At 55.4% G+C, this 26,083-nt stretch carries 24 protein-coding genes; 19 read left to right on the top strand and 5 right to left on the bottom strand.

The features are described from left to right. Positions 1-12 precede the first annotated feature (12 nt). The 3 genes from ycfP to ABRZ26_RS04850 all read left to right on the top strand — a co-directional run bounded on the left by ycfP (position 13) and on the right by ABRZ26_RS04850 (position 3,059). Entirely contained in the window at positions 13-555 is a 543-nt protein-coding gene (gene ycfP, locus ABRZ26_RS04860) for an alpha/beta hydrolase YcfP (protein ID WP_319603135.1), read from the top strand. 293 nt (positions 556-848) lie between these two features. Further along, positions 849-2,153 (top strand): NAD(P)/FAD-dependent oxidoreductase, encoded by a 1,305-nt coding sequence (locus ABRZ26_RS04855; protein ID WP_319603134.1) that lies wholly within the window; start codon positions 849-851, stop codon positions 2,151-2,153. A gap of 366 nt (positions 2,154-2,519) precedes the next feature. Continuing rightward, on the top strand, positions 2,520-3,059 hold the full coding sequence (locus ABRZ26_RS04850; RefSeq protein WP_319603133.1) for a glycine zipper 2TM domain-containing protein: 540 nt from the start codon (positions 2,520-2,522) through the stop codon (positions 3,057-3,059). Between the two features lie 83 nt (positions 3,060-3,142). Here ABRZ26_RS04850 and ABRZ26_RS04845 read toward each other — a convergent pair whose 3' ends face one another. The 3 genes from ABRZ26_RS04845 to ABRZ26_RS04835 form a co-directional block, all read right to left on the bottom strand. Continuing rightward, positions 3,143-4,045 (bottom strand): glutamate/aspartate ABC transporter substrate-binding protein, encoded by a 903-nt coding sequence (locus tag ABRZ26_RS04845; RefSeq protein WP_319603132.1) that lies wholly within the window; start codon positions 4,043-4,045, stop codon positions 3,143-3,145. A 324-nt stretch (positions 4,046-4,369) separates the two neighbouring features. Further along, a complete protein-coding gene (yegD, locus tag ABRZ26_RS04840; RefSeq protein WP_319603131.1) occupies positions 4,370-5,722 on the bottom strand; it encodes a molecular chaperone in 1,353 nt (450 codons plus the stop codon). A 310-nt stretch (positions 5,723-6,032) separates the two neighbouring features. Further along, positions 6,033-6,293: a hypothetical protein gene (locus tag ABRZ26_RS04835; protein ID WP_319603130.1), complete on the bottom strand. Its 261-nt coding sequence runs from the start codon at positions 6,291-6,293 to the stop codon at positions 6,033-6,035. A gap of 50 nt (positions 6,294-6,343) precedes the next feature. On the opposite strand from ABRZ26_RS04835, the gene ABRZ26_RS04830 reads away from it, so the two are divergent. Continuing rightward, positions 6,344-6,592, top strand: coding sequence for a hypothetical protein (locus tag ABRZ26_RS04830; protein WP_319603129.1), 249 nt, complete (start codon positions 6,344-6,346; stop codon positions 6,590-6,592). Between the two features lie 104 nt (positions 6,593-6,696). Next, positions 6,697-7,014 carry a hypothetical protein gene (locus tag ABRZ26_RS04825; protein ID WP_319603128.1) on the top strand — a complete coding sequence of 106 codons (318 nt, stop codon included), beginning with the start codon at positions 6,697-6,699 and terminating at the stop codon, positions 7,012-7,014. A gap of 6 nt (positions 7,015-7,020) precedes the next feature. On the opposite strand, the gene treA is transcribed toward ABRZ26_RS04825, so the two are convergent. Beyond that, a complete protein-coding gene (treA, locus tag ABRZ26_RS04820) occupies positions 7,021-8,712 on the bottom strand; it encodes an alpha,alpha-trehalase TreA (RefSeq protein WP_319603127.1) in 1,692 nt (563 codons plus the stop codon). A gap of 249 nt (positions 8,713-8,961) precedes the next feature. After that, a complete protein-coding gene (gene mfd, locus ABRZ26_RS04815; RefSeq protein WP_319603126.1) occupies positions 8,962-12,411 on the bottom strand; it encodes a transcription-repair coupling factor in 3,450 nt (1,149 codons plus the stop codon). Between the two features lie 137 nt (positions 12,412-12,548). Between mfd and lolC the strand changes: the two genes are divergently transcribed. The 14 genes from lolC to ABRZ26_RS04745 all read left to right on the top strand — a co-directional run bounded on the left by lolC (position 12,549) and on the right by ABRZ26_RS04745 (position 26,072). Beyond that, positions 12,549-13,751, top strand: a complete 1,203-nt coding sequence (gene lolC / locus ABRZ26_RS04810) for a lipoprotein-releasing ABC transporter permease subunit LolC (protein WP_319603125.1) — start codon at positions 12,549-12,551, stop codon at positions 13,749-13,751. Then, complete coding sequence (gene lolD / locus ABRZ26_RS04805; protein ID WP_319603124.1) at positions 13,744-14,451, top strand: lipoprotein-releasing ABC transporter ATP-binding protein LolD; 708 nt, start codon at positions 13,744-13,746, stop codon at positions 14,449-14,451. Before lolC ends, lolD begins: the two co-directional genes overlap by 8 nt. Continuing rightward, complete coding sequence (gene lolE, locus ABRZ26_RS04800) at positions 14,448-15,695, top strand: lipoprotein-releasing ABC transporter permease subunit LolE (protein ID WP_319603123.1); 1,248 nt, start codon at positions 14,448-14,450, stop codon at positions 15,693-15,695. Before lolD ends, lolE begins: the two co-directional genes overlap by 4 nt. A 57-nt stretch (positions 15,696-15,752) precedes the next feature. Beyond that, the gene (gene nagK / locus ABRZ26_RS04795; protein WP_319603122.1) at positions 15,753-16,667 is read left to right on the top strand and encodes an N-acetylglucosamine kinase; all 915 of its coding nucleotides are present in this window, start codon (positions 15,753-15,755) and stop codon (positions 16,665-16,667) included. A gap of 11 nt (positions 16,668-16,678) precedes the next feature. After that, a complete protein-coding gene (cobB, locus tag ABRZ26_RS04790; RefSeq protein WP_319603121.1) occupies positions 16,679-17,509 on the top strand; it encodes a Sir2 family NAD+-dependent deacetylase in 831 nt (276 codons plus the stop codon). A gap of 342 nt (positions 17,510-17,851) precedes the next feature. Then, positions 17,852-18,877, top strand: coding sequence for a methionine ABC transporter ATP-binding protein (locus ABRZ26_RS04785; RefSeq protein ID WP_319603120.1), 1,026 nt, complete (start codon positions 17,852-17,854; stop codon positions 18,875-18,877). Continuing rightward, positions 18,870-19,538: a methionine ABC transporter permease gene (locus ABRZ26_RS04780; protein WP_009112368.1), complete on the top strand. Its 669-nt coding sequence runs from the start codon at positions 18,870-18,872 to the stop codon at positions 19,536-19,538. The genes ABRZ26_RS04785 and ABRZ26_RS04780 overlap by 8 nt, the downstream gene beginning before the upstream one ends. Positions 19,539-19,580: 42 nt before the next feature. Further along, a complete protein-coding gene (locus ABRZ26_RS04775) occupies positions 19,581-20,384 on the top strand; it encodes a MetQ/NlpA family ABC transporter substrate-binding protein (protein ID WP_413556119.1) in 804 nt (267 codons plus the stop codon). A gap of 216 nt (positions 20,385-20,600) precedes the next feature. After that, entirely contained in the window at positions 20,601-21,602 is a 1,002-nt protein-coding gene (btuC, locus tag ABRZ26_RS04770; RefSeq protein ID WP_319603118.1) for a vitamin B12 ABC transporter permease BtuC, read from the top strand. 63 nt (positions 21,603-21,665) lie between these two features. Then, the gene (locus tag ABRZ26_RS04765) at positions 21,666-22,217 is read left to right on the top strand and encodes a glutathione peroxidase (protein ID WP_319603117.1); all 552 of its coding nucleotides are present in this window, start codon (positions 21,666-21,668) and stop codon (positions 22,215-22,217) included. Further along, positions 22,218-23,003 (top strand): vitamin B12 ABC transporter ATP-binding protein BtuD, encoded by a 786-nt coding sequence (gene btuD / locus ABRZ26_RS04760; RefSeq protein ID WP_319603116.1) that lies wholly within the window; start codon positions 22,218-22,220, stop codon positions 23,001-23,003. It abuts the gene before it with no gap. Between the two features lie 99 nt (positions 23,004-23,102). Continuing rightward, positions 23,103-23,573, top strand: coding sequence for a C40 family peptidase (locus ABRZ26_RS04755; protein WP_413556097.1), 471 nt, complete (start codon positions 23,103-23,105; stop codon positions 23,571-23,573). Positions 23,574-23,600: 27 nt separating this feature from the next. Continuing rightward, a complete protein-coding gene (lplA, locus tag ABRZ26_RS04750; protein WP_319603115.1) occupies positions 23,601-24,617 on the top strand; it encodes a lipoate--protein ligase in 1,017 nt (338 codons plus the stop codon). 222 nt (positions 24,618-24,839) lie between these two features. Further along, on the top strand, positions 24,840-26,072 hold the full coding sequence (locus ABRZ26_RS04745; protein ID WP_319603114.1) for an oligosaccharide MFS transporter: 1,233 nt from the start codon (positions 24,840-24,842) through the stop codon (positions 26,070-26,072). Positions 26,073-26,083 lie beyond the last annotated feature (11 nt).

Here is a 26,083-nt window from a genome sequence, read left to right as displayed (position 1 = left end):
GTGAGGATTCAGATGATTATCTACTTGCATGGTTTTGATTCGACCAGTCCCGGCAACCATGAAAAAGTGTTGCAGCTTGAGTTCATTGATGATGACGTGCGGCTGTTAAGCTACAGCACGCTGCATCCGCGTCATGATATGCAACACCTGTTGAAACAGGTCGATAAAATGATTCAGCAGGCCGATGACGACTCTCCGCTGATATGCGGCGTCGGGCTGGGCGGTTTTTGGGCCGAACGGGTTGGTTTCCTGTGTGCTATCCGGCAGGTGATTTTCAATCCCAACCTTTTCCCGCATGAGAATATGCACGGTAAGATCGATCGGCCCGAAGAGTATCTGGACATCGCGACGAAATGCGTCGCCGATTTCCGCGAGAAGAATCGCGATCGCTGCCTGGTGATGCTGTCGCGTGAGGATGAAATGCTGGATAGCCAGCGCAGCGCGCAGCTGCTGGGGAATTATTATCCGATTGTTTGGGATGATGAACAAACGCATAAATTCAAAAGCATCTCGACGCATTTACAGCGTATAAAGGCATTTAAATCGCCTGACTGACCGTCAAACCGTCATCTTCCGTTAGTCGTCGCGACAAGATTATCGCCGGTGACGGCGTCACTTTTTGTCGGCAAGTAAATCCTCATAATCCTCTGAAATAAAAAGAAAAATTCTAACGCTTTCAGCATGAGTATGAAAATAAATTGATATATATCAATTTTGGTATGACCAAATGACCTGGCATGATATTCTTGCCGCAGATATTGAGTTTAACTTACGCGAACCCTATGTAATATAAGGATATTATAGTTAACCCTATATTAACTAACGGTTCACAATTCAGGGGGGTCATTTTGACATCACCAATTAAAAAAATTGTTATTGTCGGTGGGGGAGCCGGTGGACTTGAACTGGCAACCAGTCTGGGTCACAAACTGGGTCGTAAGAAAAAGGCGGAAATCACGCTGGTGGATCGAAATCACAGCCATCTGTGGAAGCCGCTGCTGCATGAAGTGGCAACCGGATCGCTGGATGACGATATGGATGCGCTGAGCTATCTGGCTCATGCTCGTAACCATCACTTTCAGTTCCAGTTGGGTATGCTGACGGATATCAACCGTGAGGAGCAGACTATTCAACTGGCCGAAATCCGTGATGAGGCAGGCGAACTGCTGGTCGCGGCCCGCAAAGTCGCTTATGACATCCTGGTCGTCGCGCTTGGCAGCACCTCCAATGATTTCGGTACGCCAGGGGTCAAAGACCACTGTATATTCCTGGACAACCCGAAACAGGCGCGACGTTTCCATAACGAAATGCTGAACCTGTTCCTGAAATTCACCGCCAATACGGAAGAAAAAGAGCGGGTAAATATCGCCATCGTCGGCGGCGGCGCCACCGGAGTCGAATTGTCGGCGGAACTGCATAATGCGGTGAAACAGCTGCACAGCTACGGTTTTGACGGTCTGGACAACGAGACGTTGAACGTCACGCTGGTTGAAGCCGGCGAGCGTATTCTGCCGGCGCTGCCGCCGCGCATTTCTGCCGCGGCGCATCAGGAACTGACGAATATCGGCGTGAGAGTCCTGACCAAAACAATGGTCACCAGCGCGGAAGCCGGCGGCTTGAACACCAAAGACGGCGAGTTCATTGAAGCCGATCTGATGGTGTGGGCGGCCGGGATTAAGGCGCCGGATGCCATGAAGGATATTGCCGGTCTGGAAACCAATCGCATTAACCAACTGGTCGTCGAGCCGACGTTGCAGACCACTCGCGATGCCAATATTTTCGCGATTGGCGATTGCGCTTCCTGCCCGCAGGAAGGCGGCGGTTTTGTTCCTCCGCGCGCGCAGGCCGCACACCAGATGGCGTCACGCTGCTACGCCAACATTCTGGCGTTATTGAACGGACAGACTTTGAAGCCGTATGTGTATAAAGATCACGGCTCGCTGGTTTCATTATCCAAATTCAGTACGGTCGGCAGCTTGATGGGCAACCTGATGCGCGGCTCGGTGATGGTGGAAGGGCGCATTGCGCGTTTTGTTTATATTTCGCTGTATCGTATGCACCAGATTGCGCTGCACGGCTATATAAAAACCGGTCTGATGATGTTGGTCGGCGGTATCAACCGGGTTATTCGTCCCCGCCTTAAACTACATTAATGCCGCGCCGGGATACCGGCCTCTCCCCGGGGTAAGGCGGCCTGAAGCCGAACCTTGCCCCGTCTTCCGTTATCCGATTTCATGGCGCGACGATGTGATTCCGTACGGCCGTTTCTGCATCATTCAGAATAAAATATCGTTTCATTAGAGCTTCTCGTTAAGAAAAATCCCAATTTGTGTTTTTACATTATGAAAATAACATATTTGGTTAATTAGTCTTATTGCGGGAATCACGATCATTGTGCAGACTTCCCACTGTTTATTGGCGACGTAGGACGTCGCCTATTCTGAAGTGACACATTCAGATAAACCTGCGGAATCATCGCGGCAGACGCGATGCGTAGCAATATATTCGGGAGGTATCCTGTGAACAAATCAATGTTAGCGGGTGTTGGTATCGGCGTGGCTGCGGCATTGGGCGTGGCCACGGTGGCGAGTATGGATGTTTTTTCATCTAAACCGCAGTTTGCGCAGGTGCTGACGGCAACACCCATCAAAGAGACGATCAAGACGCCTCGTCAGGAGTGCCGTAGCGTTAATGTCACCCAGCGTCGTCCGGTTCAGGACGAGCATAAAATCGCGGGTTCGGTACTGGGCGCGGTGGCAGGCGGCGTATTAGGCCATCAGATCGGCGGCGGTCGCGGTCAGGATGTGGCGACGGTGGCGGGCGCGCTGGCGGGCGGCTATGCCGGGAATAAAGTGCAGGGCAGTATGCAGGAGAACGACACTTACACCACGACGCAGCAACGCTGCCAGACGGTATATGACAAATCACAAAAAGTGCTGGGCTATGACGTCACCTATAAAATCGGCGACCAGCAGGGGAAAATTCGTATGGACCGCGATCCCGGAACACAGATCCCGGTCGATAAAAACGGCCAGCTGATCCTTAACCAACAGAGCTGATACGCTTCAGCCTGAACGCTCTCCATTACGTTGCCCGGTACGCCGGGCAACGTCCTCTAAGCGCTTCCTGTCTTGTAAGCCGGTTACAGAATACGATCGTTCGGCGCTTTAAACAGCGCCTGCATATCGTCGGAAATGGCAAAATTCATGTTGATGTTCTTGGGCGGAATCGGTTGGGTGAACCAGCGCTGATACCATTTTTCCGCTTCGCCGCTGGTCTGCGCCTGGGCGATGATATTATCCATCAGTCGCTTAAACTCGGGATCGTGCTTACGCAGCATGCAGCCATAGGCTTCGTGAGATTGCGGGGTGCCGACGATATCCCACTGATCCGGTTTCTTCGCCTTGGCGCGCTCGCCGGCCAGTAGCGGATCGTCCATGTAGAATGCGACCGCGCGCCCGCTTTCCAATGTGCGGAAGGCATCGCTGTGATCTTTGGCGGAGATGATGCGCATCTTCATATTATTTTTATCATTCAACTGGTTAAGCAGAATTTCGTTGGTGGTGCCGGCGGTGGTGACGACCGGTTTCCCCGCCAGATCCGCGAAGTCTTTAATGCCGCCGCCTTTCTTGACCAATAATCGTCCCCCGACGATAAAAATAGAGTTGGAAAAGGCCACCTGTTGCTGGCGCTCCGCATTATTGGTGGTGGAGCCGCATTCAAAATCAATGGTTCCGTTTTGCAATAATGGAATTCGCGCCTGTGAGGTAATCGGCAGCAATTTTACCGTCAGGTTGGGCATTCCCAACTGCTTTTTCACTGCCTCGACGATCGCATTTGAGTATTCCTGCGAATAGCCGACCACCTTCTGGTTATTGTCATAATAGGAAAAGGGTACGGAGGATTCGCGGTGTCCGACGACGATAATGCCGGTTTGCTGTATTTTTTTAAGCGTCTCGGCCGGCGCGGCGCCGGTATCCTCGGCATTGGCCGCATTGCAGGCCACGCCAATCAACAGTATTGAGACAAGTGTTTGTTTTTTCATTCAGGGGTTCCGTTGTGTTCTGTGAGCTGTCGCGACAGCGAGTGACGCCAGCGCCGACTCGTTGTCAGTATAGATGCTGCGGAAAAACAGCATTAGGAATTAGGGTATTCCGCTTGTCGCCTTCCGATACCAAGCAATATCGATGCCATCAGTGAATCTTGCGGTCGGCAAGCCGATACCGGCGTCGGAGGGGAGGGCGCGGCGGCGGTCTCTTTGCAATGGAACACGACAGGCGGCGGGAGGCACTATTTTAGTGCGTCAGCGGCCCGCCGGGATCGGATGTGAATCATCCCGGCGGAACCGGGCGGAGGGCGTTGGCGCGAATCAGTCGCGGAATAAAACATCCGCCCAGCGGGCCAGACCGGCGGTAACGGAGCCGAAGTCATTGCCGCCGGCGATAGGAATGTCCGGCAACAGTCGCTCAATGGCCTGACGCAACAGCGGAGAGCGGGCGCTGCCGCCGGTCAGATAGATGACGTCGGGCAGGGTTTGGCTGGTTTTCAGCGCCAGCTCGATTTGTTGCTGAATACGCAGCAGCGGCTGTTCTATCGCGGCATTCAGTTCGCTATGGCTGACGGCGGTCGTCAAACCGGGCTCGACAAAGTGCAGATCCGCCGCGGCGAGCGCTTCATCGGACAGCGTGATTTTGCATGCCTCCGCCAGTTGCACCAGACGATAGCCCAACCGTTGGCGCCAGACGGTAAGCAGGCGTTTTACCGCTTCGGGCTGTTGGGCGTCGCGTATCATTTCATTGATTAGCGTTCGGCACGCCGTGCTGTAGAACGCTTTCTGCGCCGGGATATCGTTAATCGCCACCGCATTCCACCATGGCTGACTGGGCAGCGTGATGCCTTTCTCCGTCATGCCGTTCATACCCAGCACCGGCATTAACTGTTTGAAAGCCAGAATGATATCCAGATCGTTGCCGCCGACCCGGCAGCCGCTGTGTCCCAACAGGCTTTGCTGGCGTTCGCGCTGATGATGCCAGTCCGGCCCCATCAGCAGCATCGAGCAGTCGGTGGTGCCGCCGCCGATATCCACCACCAGTACGCGGGTTTCTTTAACCAGCGTCGCTTCAAAGTCCAGACCGGCGGCGACCGGCTCGAACTGAAACGCGACGCGTTGGAAACCGGCGCGCGCCGCGGCTCGCGCCAGAATGCCCTGTGCCTGCTGGTTGGCTTCCTCGCCGCCGATACTCTGGAAATTAATCGGCCGACCGATAACGGCCTGGGTGATGGGCTGAGCAAGCTGTCGCTCGGCCTGCTTGCGAATATGCAGCATCATGGCGCAGACCAGATCCTCAAACAGCGCGATCTGCTGAGGCTGGAGACCGACGGCGCCAAGGAAGGACTTGGGCGATTTCACGAACCAGGTTTCTTCCGGATCGGCGATATATTGCTGCAACGCCGACTGCCCGAACTTCACGCTGTCTGCCAGAACGCGGATATCCTCATCGTGGTTATAGTTGATGGAACGACGAAGCAACAGCGCGTTTTCACCGCCGGCTTCCACCTGATGGTGACGCCACAGCCATTCGCTGACGGCTTCGCGCACCGGCGCGCACAGCAGGGAGGATAAATACGGCGAGTCGTTTTCCAGCGGCACGAGCTGCGGCGTACCGGCATTCATCACCGCGACGGAACAGTTGGCCGTGCCATAGTCAAAACCGATAAACATCCTGCATACTCCACGCCGTGAAAAAAGGGTGGGGACTTTACTGCGTTACTCTCCGGGTTGTAAAGGGGAAATATGCGCAATCGCCCATCGGCGGTCAGATTTAAAGAAAGGAAACAATCGTTATAGAAGCAAAAATTTTAATACCATCGATTATATTTTATGTAAAAAAAAGAAACAATTATAATCCAGATGATGATAAGTGGGGCTGAATAGGTCGGAATGAAATTAATAAAAAAATAAGCGCCAAGGACTATAAATGCAACAGGAACTAGAGATATAAAAGATTGCAATACCCATAATATGACACGTTTCATTTTTTCAAAATCTCATATAGAGCGTCCATGATTTTTTCTTCATTATTATCGCCGAATTTTATTTGATAAATAATTTTAGATATATAATGTTCGATTAGAAAATAGATCATTTCAATGTTTTCTTTGTAGAGAGTCTGGTAATAATCAGCATCCTGATACTGACGTTTTCTTGCTGCAGCTGCCGCTACCTGAGCGTTAGCGTAAATATTTGTCCCTGTAACAAACCATGAGGAAAATCGCACGGTTCCTTGTATCATTCGACTAAAACAGCGATCGATTATAGCGACCTCAAAGGATAAGCTCAAACATGTTCAGAGTAAAAATTGCCCTTATATACATTCTTATCGCAATTGTTTACTTTCTAATAATTCCTGATGCCATTATTCGTTCAATATCTTCTGAGCGTTTGGCGCAGCTTAGTGAAGCGTTAAGCATAGGGGGATTGTTCAGTCCGCTTCTTTCACTTCTCATTTTCCTGGGGGCGTTATCAATTTTACTGGCCTTTTTATCAGTATTCTTTGTTAGGCGGACTATTGTTGCGTTCCTAAAGAAATAAGGTATCGAAATTAGATCGTATACGCTTTCGCATTTCAGTACCTTCCATATGTTCTTCGCGCATGCGCGATTCCTCTGGCGGAGGTCCGGCTATGGTAATTACGCATGGTAAAACAGGTGATGTATAAAATAGGTAAGGCAGTGATATTTATCGCCATCTTTTTTCTTGCGGCATGGACACTGCCCTATCCAGATTTATCGACAACTGAACAACAGCAAGTATTTATAGCATTCTCAAGAAAAATAGGTGCGCATGATTATGCAATGGTTTATATGGTTGCACATACATGCATCAATTTGATAGTTACTGTAATTACCTATGCGGTAGTGATTAATATTTCAAGCTATATAAATCCCGTCAATCATAAACACATCAAGGATTACAACGACAACGTCGTAATCCTTTTTATTCCACAGCTCTGAACAGGGTTACTGCGCGGCAGCCCGTTCCTCGCGCCGGCAGGTCGGCACGGCGTCGCAGTAGCGCGCCATCAGCTTCAGCGTGACGCCGTTGGTCCAGCCGAAGCCGTCTTGCAGCGCATATTCGCCGCCGCCTCCGCCGCTGCCGAATCCCGCGCCTTCCACCACATATTTCTCCACCAGCTTATGCTCGGCGTCATACAGTTTTTGCACATTGGCCAGGAAGCGGGTGCCGATAGCCTGCGCCAGCGCGTCCTGACCGTAACGGTTAAAGCCCTCTACCGCGACCCATTGCAGCGGCGCCCAACCGTTCGGCGCATCCCACTGCTGGCCGGTGTTGATGGTGGTGGTGGTCAGCCCGCCTTCTTTCAGCAACTGTCTGCGCACCGCGTCGCCGGTGGCCGTCGCCCGATCGCGCGGCGCGATGCCGACATACAGCGGGAATACCGCGGCCGCGGTGATCGGCTGCGTTATCGCCTGCCGACGCCAGTCATAGTCGCTATAGTAACCGTCCTGTTGATTCCACAGATAGCGGTTGACGGCCTGTTTGCGTTCATCGGCGACGCGTTGGAAGTGCGCCGCTTCCGTTTGATTGCCGGCGGCTTCGGCGCCGCGCGCCAGCGTCAGTTCGAGATGAAACAGCAACGAATTCAGGTCCACCGGAATAATGTCGGTGGTGCGGATGCTGGAAAGATCGCGGGGATCGCGCAGCCAGCGCGAACTGAAATCCCAGCCTGAGGCGGCGCCGGCGCGCAGATCGCGATACACCTCGGCGGCAGCTCGACCGTTGGCCTGAGCGGCGGTGGTCCTATCTTCCAGATAGGATTCGGTGCGCGGCGTATTGCGTTCGTCCCAGTAACGGTTCAGCACGCTGCCGTCGTCAAGGCGCACCACGCGATCGCCGGCCTGCCCGTTCGGCAGTCCCACGCTGCCGCGCATCCAGTAGTGGTACTCTTTTTTCAACTGCGGCAGATAATGCGCATAGATCTTCTCTCCCTGATGTTGCGCCAGCAGTTCCACCATAAACGAGAAGAAGGGCGGCTGCGAACGACTGAGGTAGTAGGTGCGGTTGCCGTTGGGAATATGACCGTAGCGGTCGATTTCGTGGGCGAAGTTATCCGTCATATTGCGCACCAGCGTCCAGTTGCCGCTTTCCGCCAGACCCAGCATGGTGAAATAGCTGTCCCAGTAGTAAATTTCGCGAAAACGGCCGCCCGGCACCACGTAGCTATGGGGCAGCGGCAGCAGCGAGTCGTACGGCGACACCTGGGCGGTGGCGCGCGTCAGCACCGGCCACAGGCCGTCAATATGCTGGCGCAACGTCTGTCCGGCGGGAGGGACGTAAGCCTCGCCTTCTTGCGGCAGGGTGAAATAGCGCTCGACGAAGCGCAGCAAATCGAAGCCGGGCGACGGTTTTTGCCGCATATAGCGATCCAGGATAGCGGCCGGATCTTCTTTCGGCACGGCGTCGGCGAAGGTTTTCTGGTCGGGGAACAGCCTGGCCGTTTGCACGTCGGTGAACAGCGGCCCCAGCAATACATCGGGCGGCTGAGGCGCCGCGACCGCCGTGTCGGGCGGGGGGATTGCCGTCGCGGGTTCCGTCGCGGCGGCGGCCAGCGAGGAAAAGGCAATGCCGAGGCTGAACGCCAGCGCAAGGGGCGCCAGCGAGGTTTTTATTCCATGCAGGGAAGCGGAAAACATGCGCAAATCTCCTTATGTAAGACCGGTAAAGCCCGAACGTTGCCGATAAGGCGGAACAATGCATGCGGCGAGCCGGACTGACCGCGCAATGGAAATGGCTGAGTGAATAAGCGTAGTCCGTCAGCGAGGGCGTTTGCCGTTGACGGCGGTAAAAGTGAGGCGCAGTTCAAATTTTTCCTGCAGAGCAGGACTATCTGATTGTCGGCATTGGGCGTCGCCGCCCAATGCCGCAGAAGGGAAGATAGAGGGCTATGCCGCCAGCGTATGCTGCGCCATATTGGTTAACAGCGTCTGGATAAACTCGATGCGCTGCGGCCGTGACGTGAGATCCTTGATGAATTTCAGCCGCGTCGGGCCGTCCAGACGGTAAACGCCGGGGTTATGCTGAAGCAGCCCGATCAAATGCGTCGGATCGACGCGGTTTTGTTCGCTGAATTCGATAAACCCGCCTTTTTCATGGCCTTCGATGCGTTTGATCCCCAGCAATTGCGCCTGCTGGCGCAGCGCCGCCACCTGCAACAGATGCCGCGTGGCATCCGGCAACAGGCCGAAACGATCGATAAGCTCGACTTTGAGCTCATCCAGCTCCTGCGGCTGCTTAGCGCTGGCGATGCGTTTGTAGAAAGAGAGGCGGGTATTGACGTCGGGAATAAAATCTTCCGGCAGCAGCGCGGGCAGGCGCAACTCCACCTCGGTCTGGCTGCTGATCAGATCTTCCAGCGACGGCTCGCGACCGGCCTTCAGCGCGTCCACCGCGCTTTCCAGCAGTTCCATATACAGCGAAAAACCCACGCTGGTCATCTGTCCGCTCTGGTCTTCGCCCAGCAGTTCGCCCGCCCCGCGAATTTCCAGATCGTGCGTGGCCAGCGCAAAGCCCGCGCCTAAATCCTCCAGCGAGGCGATCGCCTCCAGCCGTTTGTGCGCATCGCCGCTCATCGCTTTGGGATGCGGCGTCAGCAGGTAGGCGTAGGCCTGATGGTGTGAGCGCCCGACGCGGCCGCGCAGCTGATGCAACTGCGCCAGTCCGAAATGATCGGCCCGTTCAATGATGATGGTATTGGCGCTGGGAATATCGATGCCGGTTTCGATAATGGTGGTGCAGACCAGCACATTGAAACGCTGGTGATGGAAATCATTCATCACCCGTTCCAGATCGCGCTCGCGCATCTGGCCGTGGCCGATGGTAAAGCGCGCCTCCGGCACCAGCTCGGCCAGTCGCTGGGTGGCTTTTTCGATGTTTTCCACATCGTTGTAGAGATAGTACACCTGACCGCCGCGCAGGATTTCACGCAGGATGGCCTCGCGCACCACCAGATCGTCATATTCGCGCACAAAGGTTTTCACCGCCAGACGGCGGGCCGGCGGCGTGGCGATAATCGACAGGTCGCGCATGCCGCTCATCGCCATGTTCAGGGTGCGCGGGATCGGCGTAGCGGTCAGGGTAAGGATATCCACGTCGGCGCGCATGGCTTTGATCCGCTCTTTATGGCGTACGCCGAAGCGATGCTCTTCATCGACAATCAGCAGGCCCAGATCGCGCCAGCGCACATCGCTCTGCAACAGTTTGTGCGTACCGATAAGAATATCGATCTTGCCTTCCTGGGTTTCCGTCATGATCTGCGTTTGTTCGCGCGCGCTGCGAAAGCGGGAGATCATTTCGATTTTGATCGGCCAGTTGGCGAAGCGATCGCGGAAGTTGTCGTAATGCTGCTGCGCCAGCAGGGTGGTCGGCACCAGCACCGCCACCTGCTTATGGTTTTCCACCGCGAGGAACGCGGCGCGCATCGCGACTTCGGTTTTACCAAAGCCCACGTCGCCGCACACCAGGCGATCCATCGCCAGCGGTTGACACATGTCGCTCAGCACGGCGTTGATCGCCTGCGCCTGGTCGGGCGTGGTTTCAAACGGGAAACTCTCGCAGAAAAGCTGGTACTGCGCTTTGTCGTGCTTGAAGGCGAAGCCGCTTTTGGCGGCGCGCTGCGCATAAACATCCAGCAGTTCGGCCGCCACATCGCGCACTTTCTCGGCGGCTTTCTGCCGCGCGCGCGACCAGGCGTCGCCGCCTAATTTGTGCAGCGGGGCGCTTTCGTCCGCGCCGCCGGCATAACGGCTGATCAGATGCAGCGAGGAGACCGGCACATAAAGTTTATCTTCCCCGGCATAGGTCAGAATCAGGTACTCGGCTTTGATGCCGCCCGCTTCCAGCGTGGTCATGCCGGCGTAGCGCCCGACGCCGTGTTCCAGATGCACCACCGGCTGGCCCGGCCGCAGCTCCGCCAGGTTACGAATCAAGGTGTCGGTGTTAATCGCCCGCCGGTTATCCTGCCGCCGCCGGCTTACGCGTTCGCCTAATAAATCGCTTTCGCAAATCAGCGCCCGCTGGCGCAGCGTATCGATAAAGCCGTGCTCGCTGGCGCCGATCATCAGGCAAGCGGCGCCTTGTGGCGCCTGATCCAGACGGTTAATCGTCGCCGGCTTCAATTTGATGCGCGCCAGCAACTCTTGCAGCGTTTCGCGTCGGCCTTCGCTTTCGACGGAAAAAATCACCTGACCGTCAAACTGTTCGAGAAAACGGCGCAGGGGATCCAACGGCGACTTCAACTGGGGCTGGACGGCCAGATCGGGCAACGGCTGGTAGCCCAGATTTTTGTTGGCGGCTTTTGCCGGCAGGGTATCGGTGCGCAGTTGGACGCGCGGCCACGCCTTCAGTTCGGAGAACAGGCTGTCGACCCGCAGCCATAACGAGTCCGGCGGCAACAGCGGACGCATGGGATCGACCCGGCGGCTCTCGAAGCGTTGCTGAATATCCTGCCAGAAACGTTCGGCGCTCTGTTCGATATCGCCGGTATTCACCACCAGCGTATGGTCGGGAAAATAGCTGAACAGCGAGGGCAGCGGTTGATCAAAAAACAGCGGCTGCCAGTATTCAATACCCGCGGGCCAGGCGCTTTTGCTGACCTGCTGATACAGGTGTTCGGCATCCCGTCGGACTTCAAAGCGTTCGCGCCACTGACTGCGGAACAGCTCGATGGCGTTTTTATCGGTTGGAAACTCGTGGGCGGGCAGCAAATTGATCAGCGGCACTTCATTTAACGTGCGCTGGGTATCCACGTCAAACAGCCGCAGGCTGTCAATTTCATCGTCAAAGAAGTCGATCCGGTAAGGCTCTTCGCTTCCCATGGGGAACAGGTCCAGCAGCGCGCCGCGCGTGGCGTATTCCCCGTGCTCCATGACCTGATCGACGCTGCGATAACCGGCCTGCTCCAGTTGGGTACGCAATTTGTCGCGCGATAAACGCTGACCTTTTTTCAGCATCAGGGCGTGGCCGTGCAAAAAATTATGCGGACAGACGCGCTGCATCAGCGTGTTGATCGGCAGAATCAACACGCCGCGTTCCATCAGCGGCAACTGATACAGGGTCGCGAGCCGGTTGGAAATGATTTCCTGATGCGGCGAGAAACTGTCGTAAGGCAGCGTTTCCCAGTCCGACAATGTGGTGACGGGTTGTTCGGTAAATTGCTGAATTTCATCGCGAAGGCGCAAGGCGTTCTGCATATCCGGGGCGATAAGAATAACCAGTCCGGCATGGCGGTCGATAATCTCCGCACATTCCACGGCGCAGGCCGCGCCGGTCAATTCTCCCAGCAGGCGTTGCTCGCCCGATTTAAGCGGCAACGAATAACGATATTTTTCAGGCATAATCTGATTATCAGGTCTCGACCCCGGTATCCGCTAAGAAAAAGCCGGAGAGTGAGGGTGTTAGGGTTCCATAAAGCGGTACTACCCTTTATTATCCTTGAACACTTTGCTTTGGCAACCTCATCCAGACGGATTTCATGTATCAACCTGTCGCATTATTCATCGGCTTGCGTTATATGCGCGGCCGGGCATCAGACCGCTTCGGGCGGTTTGTCTCTTGGTTATCGGCTATTGGCATCACGCTGGGCGTGATGGCGCTGGTTACCGTACTGTCGGTTATGAACGGTTTTGAGCGTGAACTGGAGAACAATATCCTGGGGCTGATGCCGCAGGCGTTGATCGCCACCACGCAGGGATCGCTCGATCCGCAAACTTATCCCGTCTCGTCGCTGGAGGCGCTACAGGGCGTTAACCGCCTGGCGCCGCTGACCACCGGCGAGGTGGTGCTGCAAAGCGCCCGCAGCGTCGCGGTCGGCGTGATGCTGGGGGTCAATCCGGACCAGCCGGACCCGCTGGCGCGCTATCTGGTGAATGTGCGCCAGCAGCAGCTTCAGCCGGGACAATATCAGGTCATCCTCGGCGAGCAACTGGCTTCGCAACTGGGGGTAAAGCGCGGCGATCCGCTGCGTCTGATGGTACCCAGCGCCAGTCAGCTCACGCCGATGGGCCGCATTCCCAGCCAGCGCATCTTCACCGTCGCCGGGACATTCGCCGCCAACAGCGAGGTTGACGGCTACCAGCTGTTGGTCAATCAGCAGGATGCTTCACGGCTGATGCGTTATCCGCTCGGCAATATCACCGGCTGGCGCCTGTGGCTCGATCAACCGCTGACGGTCGATGAACTGAGCGGCCAGACGCTGCCGGAAGGGCTGGTGTGGAAAGACTGGCGCGAGCGCAAGGGCGAGTTATTCCAGGCGGTGCGGATGGAAAAAAATATGATGGGGCTGTTGTTGAGCCTGATCGTTGCGGTTGCGGCCTTCAATATTATTACGTCGCTGGGGCTGCTGGTGATGGAGAAACAGGGCGAGGTCGCCATTCTGCAAACGCAGGGACTGACCCAACGTCAGATTATGGCGGTGTTTATGGTGCAGGGCGGCAGCGCCGGGATTATCGGCGCCTTATTGGGCGCGCTATTGGGAACGCTGTTGGCCAGTCAGTTGAATACGCTGATGCCGGCGTTGGGATTATTGCTTGACGGCGCCGCGCTGCCGGTGGCGATAGCGCCGTTGCAGGTGATCGTCATCGCCGTCGCGGCGATGGCGATTGCCCTGTTATCCACGCTGTATCCGTCATGGCGCGCCGCCGCCGTTCAACCAGCCGAGGCTTTACGTTATGAGTGATTTACTGTTATTGCAGTGCAATAACCTGTGCAAGCGTTATCAGGAAGGCAAATTGTCGACGGATGTCCTGCGCAACGTCTCTTTTGAGATGCGCTGCGGGGAAATGATGGCGATTGTCGGCAGTTCGGGGTCGGGTAAAAGTACCTTATTGCATTTATTAGGCGGTCTGGACTCGCCGACCTCCGGTGAGGTGATCTTTAAAGGTCAACAGATGAGCCGGCTCTCCGCGGCGGATAAATCCGCGTTGCGCAACCGCGAACTGGGCTTTATTTATCAGTTCCACCATCTGCTGCCGGATTTTACCGCGCTGGAAAATGTCGCTATGCCGCTGTTGATCGGCCATGTGCCGGCGGCGCAGGCGCAGGAAAAGGCGCGGGAAATGCTGGCGGCGGTCGGGCTGGAAACGCGCAGCCATCACCGGTCGGCGGAGCTTTCCGGCGGGGAGCGCCAGCGCGTCGCCATTGCCCGCGCGTTGGTGAACAGTCCTTCTCTGGTGCTGGCGGATGAACCGACCGGGAATCTGGACCAGCGCACGGCGGATACGATTTTTGAACTGCTGGGCGAGTTGAATGTTCGGCAGGGTACGGCGTTTCTGGTGGTTACCCATGATTTGCAACTGGCCGGTCGCCTGAGCCGTCAGTTGGAAATGCGCGATGGTCAGTTACAGCAGGAACTGACGTTAACGGGAGTGCCGCAATGAGATTTCCTCCGCTCTCCCTGCTGATTGGTCTGCGCTTTAGTCGCGGCCGTCGGCGCGGCGGCATGGTTTCACTGATCTCGGTTATCTCGACGGCGGGTATCGCGCTGGGCGTCGCGGTGCTGATCGTCGGCTTAAGCGCGATGAATGGTTTTGAACGCGAGTTGAATAATCGCATCCTGGCGGTGGTTCCCCACGGGGAAATCGAGCCGGTGGACCAGCCGTTTGACGGTTGGCGCAATATTCTGCCTAAAATTGAGCAGGTGCCGGGCGTCGCGGCCGCCGCGCCCTATATCAATTTCACCGGGCTGCTGGAGAACGGCGCCAATCTGCGGGCCATTCAAATGAAAGGCGTCGATCCGCAGCAAGAGAGTGAGCTCAGCGCGTTGCCGCGTTTTGTGCTGAATGACGGCTGGAAAAATTTTCATGCCGGCGAACAGCAGGTGATTATCGGTCAGGGCGTGGCAAAAGCGCTGAACGTGAATGAAGGCGATTGGGTCACGGTGATGATCCCCAATAACGATCCGCAGATGAAACTGATGCAGCCGAAGCGCATCCGTCTTCACGTCAGCGGTATTTTGCAGCTCAGCGGTCAGCTCGACCACAGTCTGGCGCTGGTGCCGCTGGCGGACGCGCAGCAATATCTGGATATGGGCGATAGCGTGTCGGGAATTGCGATTAAGGCTGCCGACGTCTTCAGCGCCAATAAACTGGTGCGCAGCGCCGGCGAGGTGACCAACGCCTATGTATACATTCGCAGTTGGATCGGCACCTACGGCTATATGTATCGGGATATCCAGATGGTGCGCACTATTATGTATCTGGCGATGATACTGGTGATCGGCGTGGCCTGTTTTAATATTGTTTCTACGCTGGTGATGGCGGTTAAAGATAAAAGCGGCGACATTGCGGTGTTGCGTACGCTGGGCGCCACGGATGGACTGATCCGCGCGATATTCGTCTGGTACGGTTTGCTGGCCGGCTTGCTGGGCAGCGTGATCGGCGTCATCGTCGGGGTGATAGCCACCCTGCAACTGACCAATATTATTCGCGGCATTGAATCGATAACCGGTCATCGTTTTTTATCGGGCGATATTTATTTCATTGATTTTCTGCCATCGGAGTTACATGCGATCGATGTCATCAGCGTACTGGCGACGGCGCTGGTGCTGAGTCTGATAGCCAGTTGGTATCCGGCGCGCCGCGCCAGCCGGATTGACCCTGCGCGCGTATTAAGCGGGCAGTGACCTTTTCACCCTCCGCTTATCTTTAATGATGGGCGGATTATTTATCGAGGGGCGGTCATGTATTACGGTTTTGATATGGGCGGCACGAAAATCGAGCTGGGCGTATTCGACGCCGAACTGAATAAAGTCTGGCAGAAGCGGGTTCCCACGCCGCGCAATAGCTATGAGGCGCTGCTGAACACGCTGGTCGATCTGACCCGGGAAGCCGATGCGCAGACGGGGATGGCCGGAAAAATCGGCATCGGCGTGCCGGGTGTCCAGACGGGGGAGAATGGCGCGTTGTTTACCGCGAATTTACCCGCGACCATGGGGCGGCCGCTGGCTCAGGATCTGGGGCAGTTGCTGCATCGCGAAATCCGTATCAACAACGACGCTAACTGTTTTGTTCTGTCGGAAGCCTGGAATGCGGAGTTCCGCCGTTACCCGGTGGTGCTGGGCATGATCCTCGGCACCGGCGTGGGCGGCGGGCTGGTGATTAACGGCCGCCCGGTGGATGGCCGCAACGGCATGGCGGGCGAGATAGGCCACCTGCGTTTACCGTCCGACGCGCTGGCTGTGCTGGGGGACGATATTCCCCGTGTAAAATGCGGCTGCGGACAAAGCGGCTGTATTGAAAATTACATTTCAGGGCGCGGATTTGAGTGGCTGTATGCGCATTTTTATCAACAGACGTTGCCGGCCGTCACCATCATCAGACACTATCGCGCAGGCGATGCCAATGCGCTGGCGTTCGTCGACCGCTTTATGGATTTGCTGGCGGCCTGCCTGGGCAATCTGTTAACCCTTATCGATCCCCACCTGCTGGTGCTGGGCGGCGGATTGTCGAATTTTGATGAAATTTATCAAATATTACCCACCCGTTTACCCCCGCGTTTATTGCCGATTGCCAAACTGCCGCGTATCGCCAAGGCGCGGTATGGCGATGCCGGCGGCATTCGCGGCGCGGCTTTGCTACACTTAATGGACAAATAGCAGGAGCAGTTATGCATTCGCATCAACGGTTAGGACGTTTTCACAAAGGGAAACGAATGCGTCAGCAGCGTCTGCGGGCACGTATTTTCCACAGAGATTATCTGGCGGTAACTGAAGTGAAGAAACCACGAGTTGTTGTTTTAACCGGCGCGGGCGTTTCCGCGGAGTCAGGCATTCGAACCTTTCGTGCCGCCGATGGCCTGTGGGAAGAGCACCGGGTCGAAGATGTGGCGACCCCGGAGGGTTTCCAGCGCGACCCGCAACTGGTGCAGGCGTTTTATAATGCCCGCCGTCGCCAGTTGCAGCAGCCTGAAATCAAGCCCAACGCGGCGCATCTGGCGCTGGCCGAACTGGAGGCGTCGCTGGGCGACAATTTTTTACTTATCACGCAGAATATCGATAACCTGCACGAGCGGGCCGGCAGCCAACGCGTTGTGCATATGCACGGCGAATTACTGAAGGTACGCTGTTGCCGCAGCGGTCAGGTATTCGACTGGACAGGCGATCTGTCGGTTGAAGATCGCTGCCACTGCTGCCAGTTTCCCGCGCCGTTACGTCCGCATATCGTATGGTTCGGCGAAATGCCGCTGGAAATAGATAGAATTTATCAGGCGCTGTCACAGGCCGATTATTTTATCGCCATCGGCACCTCCGGCCATGTTTATCCCGCCGCCGGCTTCGTGCAGGAAGCGCATGTGCATGGCGCCTATACCATCGAACTGAATCTTGAACCCAGTCAGGTGGAAAGTCAGTTTGACGAAAAAATCTATGGCCCGGCCGGCGCGGTAGTACCCGAATTCGTCGGCGCCTGGCTGACGCGGCGAAAAAATATCGCATTTTGATCAGGCCGTTAACAAAGACAGTTCGCCAGTAGCGCGCAGCGAGGGGCTGTCGCGCTTCGTTTTGGTATAGCACGCCTACCGGCGAGTTTGTCGGCAACGTCATGTCGATGATTTTTCTACCGTTACTCCGCTTTTTATTCGATTAGCGAATAACTAATAAACTTTATATTCTTTCCTTATATTGACTGGCTCGGTAGGATCCTCCCGAGCCAGGTCATTAACACATTCTTTTGCGGCCGGATAGGATTATGTGACGATATCGGCGCATCGAGTTTATTGTAATGCGTGATTTAACTCCTTAATAATTAAGGAATAAAAGATAATAATGGGATGTGCTTCATAATGATTACTCTCTCGAATGTCTCGAAAGTATTCGATAGTTCCTCTGGCTCTATTCGCGCGGTTGAAGACGTTAGCCTGAGTGTCGAAACCGGGCAGATTTACGGCATCATCGGTTACAGCGGCGCCGGGAAAAGTACCCTGATCCGCCTGTTGAACGGCCTTGAAACCCCTACCAGCGGTTCGATTGTGGTTGACGGGCAGGATATCGCCAAAGCCAACGGCGCACAGCTGCGCGCGGCGCGTTTGCGCATTAGCATGGTTTTCCAGCACTTCAATTTGCTGTGGTCGCGAACGGTGAGTGAAAATATAGCCTTTTCGATGCAGATCGCCGGGGTCAAAAAAGCGCACATCAAGACCAGAGTGGCGGAACTGATCGCGCTGGTGGGGTTGCAGGGACGGGAAAACGCCTATCCTTCCCAGCTAAGCGGCGGACAAAAGCAGCGGGTGGGGATCGCCCGCGCATTGGCGAACAATCCGGTGGTGTTGCTGTGCGACGAAGCGACGTCCGCGCTCGATCCGCAAACCACCGACGCTATTCTTGATTTGCTGCTGGATATCAACCGCAAGCTGAATCTGACCATCGTGCTGATCACCCATGAGATGCACGTGGTGCGCAAAATTTGTCAGCGCGTGGCGGTGATGGAAAACGGCCGCATCGTCGAGGAGGGCGCGGTGCTGGATGTCTTTACCCATCCTCAGCAGGCGATTACCCAGCAGTTTGTCAGGCAGGTGACGCAGTATGAAGAGACGCAGGAGAGCTTCAATCCGCTGCTGGTCGAGTCGCTGTCCGGCGCGGTGGTCAAACTGACCTTTGTCGGCGTACAAACCCAGCAGCCGGTGATTTCGGAATTAATCCAGCGTTACGGTCTGACCATCAATATTTTGCACGGCAAAATAACCCAGACGTTAAATGGCGCATTTGGCGAGATCTATGTTCACGTAGAGGGAAATGAACGGCAGTTGGCAGACATGCTGGCATTGGTACAGGAAAAGAACATTACGGCCGAGGTGATTAAACATGCTTGAGACACTGTTCCCTCACCTACAGGTCGACCGTCTGCTTGATGCGACCTATGAAACGATTTACATGACGGCCATCGCCGGGCTGGCGACTTTTGTGCTGGGGGTGATACTGGGCGTGCTGTTATTTCTCACCTCCCGCGGGCAGCTATTGCAAAACCGGCTGGTGTATACGCTGGTTTCGGTAGTGGTCAACGTCTTCCGCTCCATTCCGTTTATTATTTTGATCGTGCTGCTGATCCCGTTTACCCGGGTCATCGTCGGCACCATCTTAGGCGCCAATGCGGCCTTGCCGGCATTGATTATCGGCGCGGCGCCGTTTTACGCCCGGCTGGTGGAAATCGGCCTGCGCGAAGTGGATAAAGGGGTGATTGAGGCGGCCCGCTCGATGGGGGCCAGAATCAGTACCATCATTTTCAGGGTGCTATTGCCCGAGTCTTCACCGGCGCTGGTTTCCGGGATTACGGTCACGCTAATCGCGCTGGTGAGTTATACCGCTATGGCGGGCGTCATTGGGGCCGGAGGGCTGGGCAATCTGGCCTATCTGGAAGGTTTTCAACGCAATCACGGCGATGTGACGCTGGTGGCGACGATAATGATCCTGCTACTGGTTTTCATTATCCAGTTTATTGGCGATACCGTTACGGCAATTCTTGATAAACGTTAATATGATAAAGGAATGATGATGATGAAGACGCGTAAAATTTTAATGCTGGCTTATGCCTCTCTGACCGCACTGAGTCTGACCGCGTTTTCTGCGGTCGCGGACAGCAAACTGGTGGTGGGGGCGTCGAACGTTCCGCACGCCGAAATTCTTGAGCAGGCGAAACCGATTCTGGCGAAAGAGGGCGTTGACCTCCAGATCCAGCGCTTTCAGGACTATATTCTGCCCAATACGGCGTTAGCCAGCCGTGATATCGACGCCAACTATTTCCAGCATGTTCCCTATCTGGAAAGCGTGCTGAAAGATCACGCCGGCGATAAGAGTTATGATTTCGTCAATGCAGGGGCGATCCATATCGAACCGATCGGCATTTACTCCAAAAAGCACAAGAGCCTGCAAGATTTGCCGGAAAACGGCAAGATCATTCTCGGCGACGCGGTGGCTGAAGAGGGGCGTATCCTGTCCATTTTCGAAAAGGCCGGCGTCATTAAACTGAAACCGGAGGTCAAGCGCGTTGACGCCCGTATCAGCGATATCGTCGAAAACCCGAAAAAGCTGCAATTCCTGCCGAGCGTAGAGCGCGGCCTGTTGCCGCAGGTTTATGCCAATAACGAAGGGGATGCGGTGGTGATCAACGCCAACTACGCCATCGATGCCGGTCTGAATCCGACTAAAGATCCGATTGCGGTAGAGAGCGGCGAAGATAATCCGTATGCCAACATCATCACCGTTCGTCGCGGCGATGAAAACAAACCGGAGATTAAAGCGCTGGTTGAGGTTCTGCACTCCAAGGCGATCCAGGACTTTATCAACCAGAAATATGCCGGCGCGGTCATCCCGGTAAATTAATAATCCCGTCTTTGCGCCTTCCCCTGAGAAGGGGAGGGTTGCGCCGCTGTACCATCCGCACATTCATTGATCTGATCAACGGCGAACATCGCCGCGTGATTAAAGAGGCAGAGCTTACATTCATCGCAGCGGGCGCGGAAGCGACGGCCAAAATCGGTTACCATAGCGCCAGCGCCTGTCGGGACAGGCGCCTTTCCTTTTTTCGCGGATTGGATTATGCAGCCTTTGAATTCGGGATATACCCAGTTAAAACAGCGGCGGCGCGTGCGGGATCGTCAGCGGTTGGCTCTGCTGTTTCTTCTGACCCTGACGGCGCTGACAATAGGGCTGTGCGCGGGCGACCGCTGGATTTGGCCGCTACATTGGCTGGACGACGCGCAGCGCATCTTTGTCTGGCAGTTGCGTTTCCCCAGAACCCTGGCGGTGCTGCTGGTGGGCGCCAGCCTGGCGATGTGCGGCGCGGTGATGCAGTCGATATTTGATAACCCGCTGGCCGAACCGGGACTGCTGGGCGTCGCCAACGGCGCGGGCGTCGCGCTGGTGCTCACGGTGTTAATCGGGCAGGGCGCGCTGCCCGTCTGGGTTTTAAGCCTGAGCGCCATCGCCGGCGCGCTGTTGATCACCTTTCTGCTGCTGCGCTTTGCCCGCAAACAGGTTTCCAACGCGCGTCTGCTGCTGATCGGCGTATCGCTGGGGATTATCTGTAGCGCGGTCATGACCTGGGCGGTCTATTTCAGCACCAGTCTGGATTTGCGCCAGTTGATGTACTGGATGATGGGCGGATTCAGCGGAATCGACTGGCGCTATGGCTGGCTGATGCTGGCGCTGGCGCCGTTTATTCTGTGGCTGAGCGCGCAGGGGCATGTGTTGAACCGGCTGGCGCTGGGGGAGATTCAGGCCCGCCAACTGGGCGTATCGGTTTACGTCTGGCGCAATGTGCTGGTGCTGGTGGTCGGCGTGTTGGTCGGGGTAAGCGTGGCGCTGGCGGGCGTGATCGGTTTTGTCGGCTTGATTATTCCGCATATGCTGCGGCTGGGCGGCCTAACCGATCATCGTTATTTATTAACCGGTTGCGCGTTGGCCGGCGGCTCGATTCTGATGCTGGCCGATACGCTGGCCCGGGTGGCGTTAGCGTCGTCCGAGTTGCCGATTGGCGTCGTTACCGCTACGCTGGGCGCACCCTGGTTTATCTGGTTGTTGTTACGTAACAGGATTTAGCTCACCGCGTAGCCAGCAATGGCTGACGGCCATCATCCCCACAGGATAAAAAGGATCAAGACGATGAGTAATGAAATCTATAGCATTCCCCTGAAAACCATCGACGGACAAGACACCACGCTCGAACCCTATCAGGGTAAGGTGGCGTTAATCGTCAATGTGGCGTCGAAATGCGGCCTGACCAAGCAGTATGATGCATTGGAAAAAATCTACGAAACCTATCGCGATAAGGGTTTTGTGGTGCTTGGATTTCCATCGAATGAGTTTGCCGGACAGGAGCCGGGCAGCGAGGCGGAGATCCAGGAATTTTGCCGCACCACGTTTGGCGTTCAGTTTCCGCTGTTCAGCAAGATCGAAGTCAACGGCGCGAACCGTCACCCGTTGTACCAGCTATTGATCCGCGAGCAGCCTAAAGCAACCGGTTCTTTGCTGAGCGGGTTTTACGCCCGGCTGGTCAACAAAGGACGTAAGCCCGCTCACCCGGAAGATATCTTGTGGAATTTTGAGAAGTTCCTGATTTCCCGCGAGGGTCAGGTGATTCAGCGTTTCGCCCCCGATTTTACCCCCGACGATCCGGCGGTGGTCGACGCCGTCAAAGCGGCGCTGGCGAAGTAATTGGCGCGGCAATCCTCTCCCTTGTTGCAACTGAGGCAGGCCGGCGTTTCGCCCCGCTTGTCTCCGGTCAACGTCGCGTGCGGGAGCGGTCGGCTGTTGCATGTCATCGGCCCGAATGGCGCGGGGAAAAGCACCCTGCTGGCCAGAATCGCTGGCATGCTGGACGGCGAGGGCGATGTCTGTCTGTCCGGCCGACGGCTGGCGGACTGGCCCGCGCGGGAGTTGGCGTGGCATCGGGCGTATCTGGCGCAGCAACAGCCCCCGACGGCGATGATGCCGGTGTTTCAGTATTTGCGTTTGCATCAGCCGCCGGCGGCCAGCGAGGCGATAAACGACGATGTCGTCGGTTTTCTGGCGCAAAAGCTGATGCTGGCCGACAAGCTATCGCGCGCGTTAACCCGATTGTCCGGCGGGGAGTGGCAACGGGTCAGGCTTGCCGCCGCGCTGTTGCAGATTTGGCCGGCGGCCAATCCCTATGGTCGTTTACTGCTGCTGGATGAACCGGCCAACAGTCTGGATGTCGCGCAACAGGTGGCGCTGGATGAATTGCTTCATACGCTATGTCGGTCCGGCGTAACGGTTATCGTCTGCGCTCATGATCTGAACCACAGCCTGCAACACGCCGACGGCGTCTGGCTGATGTCCGGCGGACGACTGGCGGCGCATGGCGATACCGCCGACGTGATGCAGCCTGAAATCTTATCACCGGTTTTCGGCGTCGATTTCCAGCGTTGTCGCGTCGACGGCCGCGACTGGCTGATAACCCGCCGCGGCGACGAAAATTAGGAAGAATCGGCTTTACTTGCCAGCCATACCCTTTCAACGCTAGATTAAGCAGATATATCATTCTGATAGCGATTAACCGGCGGATTCGGGTAAAAAAACATGATGCGTTTAAAACATGTGTTGGTGTTGGCAAGCCTGATCTTGGCGGGGTGCAGCAGTCACCGCAATCCACCGCCGGATGCGCGCCTGAGCGATTCGATAATGGTGGTGGCGCAATTAAACGATCAACTGCATCAATGGCATCGTACGCCATACCGCTATGGCGGTCTGGATCGCAACGGTATTGATTGTTCCGGCTTTGTCTATCTGACCTTTCGCGACCGTTTCGGCATTCGTTTACCGCGCAGCACCGATGCGCAAACGGAATTGGGCGAACGCGTGGATCGCGACAGCCTGATGCCGGGCGATCTGGTGTTTTTCAAAACCGGCAGCGGCGGCAACGGGCTGCACGTGGGAATCTACGATAAAGACGACAAGTTTATCCACGCCTCCACCAGTCAGGGCGTGATTCGCTCATCGCTGGATAACGTCTATTGGAAGCGGGCTTACTGGCAGGCCCGCCGTATCTGATGCGCCTTTGCGCGTCTATGGAGCCTTATGTCTTCGCTGCGTCTGTTACTCTCCGACTCTTTCGACCCCTGGTTCAACCTGGCCGTTGAGGAGTGCATATTTCGGCAAATGCCGACCACGCAACGGGTATTGTTTTTGTGGCGCAACGCCGAAACGGTGGTTATCGGTCGGGCGCAGAATCCGTGGAAAGAGTGTAATACGCGTCGGATGGAAGAAGACGGCATCAAACTGGCTCGACGCAGCAGCGGCGGCGGCGCGGTGTTTCACGATCTCGGTAATACCTGCTTTACCTTTATGGCGGGAAAGCCTGAATACGATAAAAGCGTTTCAACCCAAATTATCCTCGACGCGCTGGCGCAGCTCGGGATTAACGCCAGCGCTTCCGGCCGTAACGATCTGGTGATTGATACGCCTGACGGCAGCCGAAAAATATCGGGTTCCGCATACCGGGAAACCAAAGATCGCGGTTTCCATCACGGCACGTTGCTATTAAACGCCGATCTGAGCCGCTTAGCGGATTATCTCAACCCCGATGTGAAAAAATTGCAGGCCAAGGGTATTACGTCGGTACGCTCCCGGGTCGCGAATCTGGTTGAGTTATTGCCCGCTATCGGTCATCAGCAAATCTGTCAGTCGGCGACGCAGGCCTTTTTTGAATATTACGGCGAACGCTGCGAGCCGGAAATCATTTCCCCCGCCGCCTTTCCGGATTTGCCGGGCTTCAGCGAGCAGTTTGCCCGCCAGAGCAGCTGGGAGTGGAATTTCGGCCAGGCGCCGGCTTTTACTCATCTTTTGGATAACCGCTTTGCCTGGGGAGGCGTTGAGTTGCATTTTGACGTTGAGCATGGCGTCATTACCCGCACACAGGTCTTTACCGATAGCCTGAATCCCGCGCCGCTGGAGGCGCTGGCCCTCGCCCTGAGTAATACGCCCTATCGGCCGGAAAGCATGGCCGTCGTCTGTGGGCAACTGATAGCGACATTCCCGCAACAGCAAAATGAACTACAGCAAATGGCCGCCTGGCTGGCGCAAAGCATCCGCTGATTAATCGCCTGCGGCCTGATCCGGTCTTCCCCTATTATTTCATCACGTTATCGCGTATCGGCACGCAATAAAGCCGATGCGTGAAGTTGCTCACAAATAGCATTCGCGCAGCAGATTTCTACCCTTTGACAGCAGGACATTCCTGATCGAGATATAAATTTGGCGTTAAGTTAGTTGCCTCATGGAAATGCATGAATATCAACTTTCAGCGGGGCAAGGTATATGTCTCATACAGAAAAAAACTACTTAATGTGCTGTCTGTTCTTTCTCTTCTTCTTTATCGGCTGGGGATGTTGTTATCCCTATCTTTCATTATGGCTGACGGAAACCATCGGCATTGATTATGCGGACGTCGGCCTGGTTTATTCTTTTACCGCTATTTTTTCCGTTTGCGTACAGCCTCTATTTGGCTTTATTTCCGATAAGTTGATTTTCAGAAAACACCTTATGTGGATGCTGGCCATTATTATTACGCTCTTTGCGCCGTACTGGATCTATGTATTCGCGCCGCTATTGCGATTCAATGTTATTCTGGGGGCGCTGGCTGGCGGATTTTATATCGGCATGGCATTTGGCGCGGGCTGCGGCGTGTGTGAAGCCTATATCGATAAAGTCAGCCGCCTGTCGGGATTTGAATTCGGCCGGGCGCGCATGTTCGGGGGGATTGGGGCGGCGATCGGCACTTTCGTCGCCGGCAAACTTTACGGCATCAATCAGGATTATATTTTCTGGCTGGCCAGTCTGGCGGGGATCGCCTTGTTGTTTATCGTGTGGAAAACGCATCCCGGCTCCGCGACGGCGTCAAAGGAACGTTTGCCTAAAACGGCACCTATCTCCTTGGCCGATGTGCGAAGCCTGATAAAATTGAAGAAGTTCTGGTTCTTTGCCATGTATATGGTGGGCGTGGGGGCGATCTATGAAACTTATGATCAGCAATTCGCCATTTATTATAGCCATTTCTTTGCCAGTAAAGCGCGCGGCGCGGAAGTATTTGGTTATCTGACGACGGCGCAAATATTTCTGGATGCGGCGGTCATGTTTATGGCGCCCTGGTTTGTCAATAAAATCGGACCGAAGAATGCCCTGTTGTATTGCGGGTTAATCATGAGCTTCCGTATTATTGGTTCGGCCTGGGCCGTCGGACCGATTTCAATCAGCGCCATCAAGATGCTTCATGGTTTTGAAAGTTCAATTCTCTTAGTCGCCGGCTTAAAATATATCGCTGCTAATTTTAATCCGTGGCTGTCGGCAACGGTTTATTTAATTGGATTCCAGTTCTCAAAAAGTTTTAGCACCATTTTCCTGTCCGGCGGAATTGGCTATATGTACCAACATATGGGATTTGTTGAAAGTTATCTGGTGCTGGGAAGTATTGCATTATTCTTTACCGTTATTTCATTTATTACACTTGACTCATCTCGTGTATTACTCAATCGCACCGTGTTGGAAAAATAAATCTGGGAGAT

The organism is Brenneria sp. L4-2C, from assembly GCF_040240335.1.
GTDB lineage: Bacteria > Pseudomonadota > Gammaproteobacteria > Enterobacterales > Enterobacteriaceae > Brenneria.
This window is presented reverse-complemented; position numbering and strand designations above follow the sequence as displayed.

What these genes read in the sequence shown, in the direction of transcription:
- ycfP (WP_319603135.1), top strand. Translation starts at nt 13, where the DNA reads ATGATTATCTACTTGCATGGTTTTGATTCGACCAGTCCCGGCAACCAT.
- ABRZ26_RS04845 (WP_319603132.1), bottom strand. Translation starts at nt 4,045, where the DNA reads ATGAAAAAACAAACACTTGTCTCAATACTGTTGATTGGCGTGGCCTGC.
- yegD (WP_319603131.1), bottom strand. Translation starts at nt 5,722, where the DNA reads ATGTTTATCGGTTTTGACTATGGCACGGCCAACTGTTCCGTCGCGGTG.
- ABRZ26_RS04835 (WP_319603130.1), bottom strand. Translation starts at nt 6,293, where the DNA reads ATGATACAAGGAACCGTGCGATTTTCCTCATGGTTTGTTACAGGGACA.
- ABRZ26_RS04830 (WP_319603129.1), top strand. Translation starts at nt 6,344, where the DNA reads ATGTTCAGAGTAAAAATTGCCCTTATATACATTCTTATCGCAATTGTT.
- ABRZ26_RS04825 (WP_319603128.1), top strand. Translation starts at nt 6,697, where the DNA reads ATGGTAAAACAGGTGATGTATAAAATAGGTAAGGCAGTGATATTTATC.
- treA (WP_319603127.1), bottom strand. Translation starts at nt 8,712, where the DNA reads ATGTTTTCCGCTTCCCTGCATGGAATAAAAACCTCGCTGGCGCCCCTT.
- mfd (WP_319603126.1), bottom strand. Translation starts at nt 12,411, where the DNA reads ATGCCTGAAAAATATCGTTATTCGTTGCCGCTTAAATCGGGCGAGCAA.
- lolC (WP_319603125.1), top strand. Translation starts at nt 12,549, where the DNA reads ATGTATCAACCTGTCGCATTATTCATCGGCTTGCGTTATATGCGCGGC.
- lolD (WP_319603124.1), top strand. Translation starts at nt 13,744, where the DNA reads ATGAGTGATTTACTGTTATTGCAGTGCAATAACCTGTGCAAGCGTTAT.
- lolE (WP_319603123.1), top strand. Translation starts at nt 14,448, where the DNA reads ATGAGATTTCCTCCGCTCTCCCTGCTGATTGGTCTGCGCTTTAGTCGC.
- nagK (WP_319603122.1), top strand. Translation starts at nt 15,753, where the DNA reads ATGTATTACGGTTTTGATATGGGCGGCACGAAAATCGAGCTGGGCGTA.
- cobB (WP_319603121.1), top strand. Translation starts at nt 16,679, where the DNA reads ATGCATTCGCATCAACGGTTAGGACGTTTTCACAAAGGGAAACGAATG.
- ABRZ26_RS04785 (WP_319603120.1), top strand. Translation starts at nt 17,852, where the DNA reads ATGATTACTCTCTCGAATGTCTCGAAAGTATTCGATAGTTCCTCTGGC.
- ABRZ26_RS04780 (WP_009112368.1), top strand. Translation starts at nt 18,870, where the DNA reads ATGCTTGAGACACTGTTCCCTCACCTACAGGTCGACCGTCTGCTTGAT.
- ABRZ26_RS04775 (WP_413556119.1), top strand. Translation starts at nt 19,581, where the DNA reads ATGCTGGCTTATGCCTCTCTGACCGCACTGAGTCTGACCGCGTTTTCT.
- btuC (WP_319603118.1), top strand. Translation starts at nt 20,601, where the DNA reads ATGCAGCCTTTGAATTCGGGATATACCCAGTTAAAACAGCGGCGGCGC.
- ABRZ26_RS04765 (WP_319603117.1), top strand. Translation starts at nt 21,666, where the DNA reads ATGAGTAATGAAATCTATAGCATTCCCCTGAAAACCATCGACGGACAA.
- ABRZ26_RS04755 (WP_413556097.1), top strand. Translation starts at nt 23,103, where the DNA reads ATGATGCGTTTAAAACATGTGTTGGTGTTGGCAAGCCTGATCTTGGCG.
- lplA (WP_319603115.1), top strand. Translation starts at nt 23,601, where the DNA reads ATGTCTTCGCTGCGTCTGTTACTCTCCGACTCTTTCGACCCCTGGTTC.
- ABRZ26_RS04745 (WP_319603114.1), top strand. Translation starts at nt 24,840, where the DNA reads ATGTCTCATACAGAAAAAAACTACTTAATGTGCTGTCTGTTCTTTCTC.